General features: G+C 60.2%; 2 protein-coding genes and 1 pseudogene. 2 read left to right on the forward strand and 1 reads right to left on the reverse strand.

The window, feature by feature from the left end:
• The first annotated feature begins 232 nt into the window (after positions 1-232).
• Both rsgA and FGE21_RS20550 read left to right on the forward strand, forming a co-directional pair.
• Positions 233-1,165: a ribosome small subunit-dependent GTPase A gene (gene rsgA / locus FGE21_RS19590; protein ID WP_139665082.1), complete on the forward strand. Its 933-nt coding sequence runs from the start codon at positions 233-235 to the stop codon at positions 1,163-1,165.
• 351 nt (positions 1,166-1,516) lie between these two features.
• Positions 1,517-1,657: pseudogene (locus tag FGE21_RS20550) on the forward strand (IS3 family transposase); the annotation flags it as partial.
• A 127-nt stretch (positions 1,658-1,784) separates the two neighbouring features.
• On the opposite strand, the gene FGE21_RS19600 reads toward FGE21_RS20550, so the two are convergent.
• The coding region (locus FGE21_RS19600; RefSeq protein WP_139665084.1) for an HYR domain-containing protein at positions 1,785-4,199 on the reverse strand (2,415 nt) is incomplete at its 5' end.

The following is a 4,199-nucleotide window of genomic DNA, read 5'->3' on the forward strand; positions in this document are numbered from 1 at the left end:
CACTTTAAAGGGGGAGGCTCAGCAAAACTGGCAGACTTTACTTCGTAGCGAGACATTTTGCGGGGGCAGGTCATTCGCAGTGCAGCCGAAACACTTGCCCTGAGCGTCCAATCACATCATTCAGGGTCTTGTGGAAACGCAAGACCATCATATCCTCGAACCTTTGCACGCGCTCGGCTGGACAACCGCCTTGCAAAATCAACTTTGTCCTGACGACGCAGGTCTTGTGCCGATGAGGATCTCTGCGGTGCATCGGTCGAAGTTGACCGCTCTTTCCGTCGCTGGGCAGGTCAAAGTGAGCCTGCCTGCGGCGATGACAACTGCAGATTTTGCCGTCGGGGATTGGGTTCTGGCCGATCCTCAAAGCCATATAATCTCCCGCCGACTGGACCGCCATTCGCTGCTGCAACGTCAAACCGTCGGAGCGCGGCAGTTGCAACTGATCGCGGCCAATGTCGATACGGTCTTTATCGTGACGTCCTGCAACGATGACTTCAATCCGGCCCGCCTTGAACGCTATCTTGCCATGACCAACCAAGCAGGGACCGGGGCCGTGATTGTGTTGACCAAGGTGGATCAGACGCCTGATGGAGCTAAATTCCAGCGCAAAGCCGCAGCGTTGCAGCGGGGATTGCAAGTGGTTTCGATCAACGGAAAGTCACGCGGCGCGATTGCCGCCCTCGCGCCTTGGTGTCGCGCGGGACAGACCGTGGCGCTGATCGGGTCATCCGGTGTGGGCAAGTCGACGCTGTTGAATACGCTGGCCCGTAAATCCGAAGACGACGCGCAGGCAACGGGCAGCGTCCGCGAGGATGACGCAAAGGGAAGGCATACCACCACGTCGCGCTCCCTTCACACCATCGAAGGCGGTGCCTGGGTGATCGACACGCCCGGAATGCGCACCTTGCATGTGAGCGATTTATCGACGGGTCTTGATGCGCTGTTTGCCGAGATCACGGAATTGGCCCCTGAGTGCAGATTTCGCGATTGCACCCACCAACACGAACCCGGCTGCGCGGTTCAAGCCGCGGTCGCGGCCGGGAAGCTCGATCCCGCGCGCCTCGCCCGGTGGAGCAAGTTGAGGGATGAAAACAAACAGAATACGCCGGTGGTGACCGGCGCACGCGGGAACAAGAAAACGTCAAAGCGGGGTCGACGGCGCTGAGTCTGAACTCAGGCAAGCCTCTTTGAACAAAGAGAACCGCTCGTTTCCGAAAACGCACCCGGCCCCATGCATGTGTCGGCTGCTGTTGCCAAATGAGAATTTGGCACGATTTCGGAAATCGTTCATACGCCCCCCCCCCTGCCCAGATCTTCGGGGATGCTGAAGTGGAAGCGTCTCGGCAGGATGAACGAGGAAATTCCGATGAAGAGGGCACGTTTCACAAGAATCCAGATCATGGATGTGCTGCGCCAGACGCCCGATGGAGGGCGGTGTGCCTGGCGCCGAGCGGCACCGTGAGCATGCAGAACGGCCTCGTGAAGGAGGTGCACGTAAAAAATGTCATGGCCAACTCAACGCGGGGAGTTGGCCATGACAGCGGTGGCGATGAAGGGCGTCAGCATCGCGCTGGCGTTTGGGGCCTTTGATGTCCGCGAGACGTGCTATCGCTGTAGCCCCAAGCTGGATGAAGAGAACGAGCAGATCGCCGATCTGACACCCTGCTTGGTCACCAATTCAACCGCTTCCTGCTTGAACCCGCGGTTGAACATCCTTCTCGTCCTATAGATTCTCCAATTTCATAGAGACTGATCTCAGTATCCACGAAACGGCAGCAGGCCACTCAGAACGCTAGGGTATACCCCACGCTCAGGCCGTAGCTATTAAAGTCCGCCGCACCTAAACCATCGACAAACGCAGTGGCTGTGAGGGTGCCGTGGCCGTCGCTCTCATAACTCAGGCCCGCATCGATCTTACCGCGCCACCCGGCGTAGCCCGGCAGAACCGTCTCAGCCACAGCGGTACCGCTGGTAGAGGACCAGACCCCCGAAATCCCAGCCTGTAGCATCAGCAACCCGCTGTCCACCGCAAGGGAGCGCGTGGCGTCAAGGCCGAGGGCGATTTGGCGCAGGGTTATGCTCTGGGCGCCGATCAGATTGCCGAGGCTGTCGGTATAGGCGTCCTGATCGTCCTTGAGGTAGGCGGCGTTCAGATAGGGGCTTAGCACCGCATTTTGATAGGCGTAGTCACCGGTCACCCTGACCTGCGCCAACAGGCGTGAGGTGTCGAAATCATCTTCGTAGGTGCCAAAGGGTGATACGGTGTTGGAGGACTGACCATAAAGCAGGCGACCCTCAAAATAGAGCGGATCACCGGGCAATTTCGCCACGACATAGGGACCGACCAACCAGCCCGTGCCCTCAACCCTGGCGGCGCCATCGTCCTGTGACAGGTGGTCAAATTGCAGCATCGCCCCCAAGAGCACCGTTTCCTGCAGGTGTATGTGGCCACCCAGGGCGCCAAAGGCAGACTGGCTTTCGGCGGTGCCATCCTCGGACCAGGCGCCCTTCAGACGAAGCCAGCTGTTCTTGTTGCCCCCAGACGCAAGGTTGAAATGCCCCGTCCCCCGGGTGACCGCCACATCCAACGTGCCATCAGCGCCGGTCAGAAAACCGGTCAGATTGGGTTGGTTGGCGATCAGTTGGTTGGCCCGGCTATAGAGGAAGCTTGCGATAGTCTTTTGCGTCTCTTCCACGGTTGTGTCGGCCACAACCAGCGTGTTGGAGGCTGTGGTGAGATTGCCCGCCGCATCCGTCGCCGCCCCGGCCGCAACCGAGAGGCTCACGTCGCCCGTCCCTGCGGAGGCAATGCTGGCGGTGTAGACCGCGCCGCTACCGCTCAGCCCTGTGACAGAGGCATTGACGGCGGTGATATCGCTGGCCGCAAAGCCGATCACGCTTTCGGTAAATGTGATGGTGACGTCAAAGCTCGCTCTATGCGCCAATCGCTCCGGAGCACCGCTGATCACGACTTCGGGCGAGGTTGCATCAACGAAGGTAACACTGGCACCAGAGGTATTGCCATTGGCGTCGGTCGCGGTAACCGTGACATCACCGCTTGTTTGGGGCGTCGCAGACACAACGGAGAAGGTGCCAACGGTTGCGGCATTGATCGACGATTTCAGGAGTGTTCTCTTGCTTTCCCGGTTTGAGGACCCGCCCGAGGCCACAGTCGTAGCCCGACTGCCATCCGGGAAAATCACGGTGACCGTCGCGCCGGGATCTGTGGTGCCCGTGACCGTCAGGGTGCGGTCGTCGTTGACCTCAACATTGGCCACAGTCGGCACTGACGGCGGAGTGACATCGGTGACCGTGACGGTAAAGCTGACTTGCGTGGCGTCATTGCCCGCCGAGTCCTGCGCATCCATGGTGACGGTTGTCTCGCCCACAGGGAAATCATAGGCGCCGGTCAGCGTGGTGTCGCCGACCCTATAGGTGATCGCAAGGCTGCTGTCGACATTGTCGCTGACGGAGCCAAGGCTTGTCACATCGATGGAGGCGGTATCGGCGCCCTCATCGGTTTCGGCCGTTTGCGCATCCGGCGCGGTCAGCACCGGTGCTTCGTCGTCGACCGTCATCGTTGCTGTGACCGTGACGGTAAAGCTGACTTGCGTGGCATCATTGCCCGCCGAGTCCTGCGCATCCATGGTGACGGTTGTCTCGCCCACAGGGAAATCATAGGCGCCGGTCAGCGTGGTGTCGCCGACCCTGTAGGTGATCGCAAGGCTGCTGTCGACATTGTCGCTGACGGAGCCAAGGCTTGTCACATCGATGGAGGCGGTATCGGCGCCCTCATCGGTTTCGGCCGTTTGCGCATCCGGCGCGGTCAGCACCGGTGCTTCGTCGTCGACCGTCATCGTTGCTGTGACCGTGACGGTAAAGCTGACTTGCGTGGCATCATTGCCCGCCGAGTCCTGCGCATCCATGGTGACGGTTGTCTCGCCCACAGGGAAATCATAGGCGCCGGTCAGCGTGGTGTCGCCGACCCTGTAGGTGATCGCAAGGCTGCTGTCGACATTGTCGCTGACGGAGCCAAGGCTGGTCACATCGATGGAGACGGTATCGGCGCCCTCATCGGTTTCGGCCGTTTGTGCATCCGGCGCGGTCAACACCGGCGTATCCGCATCGTTTACGGTGACGGTAAAGCTGGCTTGCGTGGCATCATTGCCCGATGCGTCCTGCGCATCCATGGTGACGGT

The organism is Phaeobacter sp. B1627, assembly GCF_006265095.1.
In the GTDB taxonomy this organism is placed as follows: Bacteria; Pseudomonadota; Alphaproteobacteria; order Rhodobacterales; family Rhodobacteraceae; genus Epibacterium.